The sequence below is a fragment of the Streptosporangium sp. NPDC053982 genome (genome assembly GCF_055585205.1).
The window spans coordinates 81,793-84,013 of record NZ_JBVJKQ010000022.1 but is presented as its reverse complement, the minus strand read 5'-3'; the positions used below and the strand labels follow the sequence as shown (position 1 = coordinate 84,013).

The window sequence follows — 2,221 nt, the reverse complement described above, 5'->3', positions numbered from 1 at the left end:
CGTGTCGCGGCTCGGGGGCTGGTGACCGGTGTCTTCCCTCGTCTCTTCGCCGCTTCGCGGCTGCGTTCCTCAGTCCAGACACCGGCGCCCCCTCGCAGTGCTCATGGCGACACTGCGTGTCGCGGCTCGGGGGCTGGTGACCGGTGTCTTCCCTCGTCTCTTCGCCGCTTCGCGGCTGCGTTCCTCAGTCCAGACACCGGCGCCCCCTCGCGGGTTGGCGTGGAAGTCGGGCTGGGGCGGGTAGGAGCGGGTGATGTTGTTCATTTTCGGTCTTCGTACCGTCGTCCAGCGGCTCGGCATGATCACTCTCGTCTGCCGCAACTGCGGTAACACCGCGGCTCAGGCGCTGGCGAAGCGGGTGACGAAGTTCAGCCTCTTCTTCATCCCGATCTTCCCGGTGCGGACGAGACACGTGATGCAGTGCACGTACTGCGGAGCCGCCTACGACGTCTCCAGGGACGAGATGAAGAGGCTCCGGAGCGGCGTCGGCCCAGCCCGGCTCGGGGGATTCTGAGAGGGACGGCTCAGCGGACGGCGTAGGCGCCCAGGGATGGTTCCAGGAGGTCGAAGATCCGGGTGGCCGAAGTGTGCAGGGCCGAGGCGACGGTGTCCTCGTCCTCGCCGTCCAGGGTACGGCGGATCGCCTCACCGAACAGCACCCGGAGGGCCGAGACGAGTTGCCCGGCCACCATGCGGGCGATGACATCGCCGGTCGTCCCATCCGCCCCGTCCGTGCCGGGTTCTCCGGCCAGTACCGCCGCCAGGGCCGTCTCGCGCTGCTCGTGGAGCTCGCGGAGCCTGGCCAGCAGCGCGGGGCTGCCGGTCACCGTACGGGCGAACGGGCGACCGGAGAAGCCGAGGAGCGCGTCGCGGCGCTCCAGCGCCGCGAAGTAGTCACGGCGTAGCGCGGCCAGGGCGGACTCGCCGGACGCCCGTTCGGCCACCGTGCGCGCCGGATGGGCGACGATCTCGTCATGCAGGTCGAGGACCAGGTCCTCCTTGCGCGGGAAGTAGTTGGTGACGGTCATCTTCGCCACCTCGGCCGCCTGGGCGATCTCGGCGATCGTGACCTCGTCGAAGCCGCGCTCGATGAACATCCGCGTCGCGATGTTCGAGATCTGCTGCCGCGTCTCCCTCTTCTTGCGTTCCCGCAGGCCCATCGGCCGGGTCGTCATGCCGCCATCTTAGAGCTCTTCGCTGGGTCGAAGACAGAATCAGACTTGAGTCATTTTTATGACGAATATATATTTTGAATCGACCTAACAAGAGGGGCCGGGAAGGACGACCATGAAGCAGGAAATCCCCCTGGAAGGGATCTCCGCCGAGCCGCCGAGGCTGATGGCGGTGCACGCCCATCCCGATGACGAGTCCAGCAAGGGCGCGGCGACGTTGGCGCGCTACGCCGCCGAGGGAGCCGAGGTCCTGGTGGTCACCTGTACCGGTGGCGAGCGCGGTGCCGTGCTCAACCCGGCGATGGACCGTCCCGAGGTGCGCGCCGACCTGCCGGCCGTACGGCGGGCGGAGATGGAACGGGCCCGGGAGATCCTCGGTGTACGGCAGCGCTTCCTTGGCTTCACCGACTCCGGGCTGCCCGCAGAGGGCGACCCGCTGCCGGAGGGCTGCTTCGCCACCCAGCCCCTCGATGTCGCCGTACGGGCGCTGACCGCCGAGATCCGCGAGTTCCGCCCGCACGTGGTCGTCACCTACGACGAGACCGGCGGCTACCCGCACCCCGACCACGTCATGACCCACCGGGTGACGGCGGCGGCGTTCGACGCGGCCGGAGACCCCGCCCGCCACCCAGGGACCGGCGTCCCCTGGCGTCCGCTCAAGTTGTACTACCTGGCGACGCTGTCCCGGGCCTGGTTCGCCGCGATGCACGAGGCGATGACCGCTCGCGGACTCGACTCCGGGATGGGCCCGCTGCTGGAGGGCTGGCCGGAGACCGCGCCCACCCCGGAGGTCACCACGCGCATCCGCTGCGACGGCTATTTCGCGGTGCGAGACCGGGCGCTGCTGGCGCACGCCACCCAGATCGTCCCGGGTGAGAGCTTCATGCGGCACCCACGCGACATCGAGCGGGAGGTCTGGCCGACCGAGGACTACCACCTGGCCCGCCCCCTGGTCCCGGTGGACCTGCCGGAGGATGATCTGTTCGCGGGCTGTGTTGATGGCGACGCTGCGCGTCGCGGCTCGGGGGCTGGTAACCGGTGTCTTCCCT

The 2,221-nt window shown here is 69.3% G+C and carries 3 protein-coding genes; 2 read left to right on the top strand and 1 reads right to left on the bottom strand.

Annotated features, from left to right (window positions below; all coding sequences use genetic code 11):
• The first annotated feature begins 253 nt into the window (after positions 1–253).
• Positions 254–514: a zinc-ribbon domain-containing protein gene (locus ACZ6W9_RS33540; protein WP_389968586.1), complete on the top strand. Its 261-nt coding sequence runs from the start codon at positions 254–256 to the stop codon at positions 512–514.
• A 10-nt stretch (positions 515–524) separates the two neighbouring features.
• On the opposite strand, the gene ACZ6W9_RS33535 is transcribed toward ACZ6W9_RS33540, so the two are convergent.
• Positions 525–1,175, bottom strand: coding sequence for a TetR/AcrR family transcriptional regulator (locus ACZ6W9_RS33535; RefSeq protein ID WP_389968584.1), 651 nt, complete (start codon positions 1,173–1,175; stop codon positions 525–527).
• Positions 1,176–1,287: 112 nt separating this feature from the next.
• On the opposite strand from ACZ6W9_RS33535, the gene mca reads away from it, so the two are divergent.
• Positions 1,288–2,221: mycothiol conjugate amidase Mca (mca, locus tag ACZ6W9_RS33530; RefSeq protein WP_470121357.1), on the top strand; the 934-nt coding region annotated here is incomplete at its 3' end.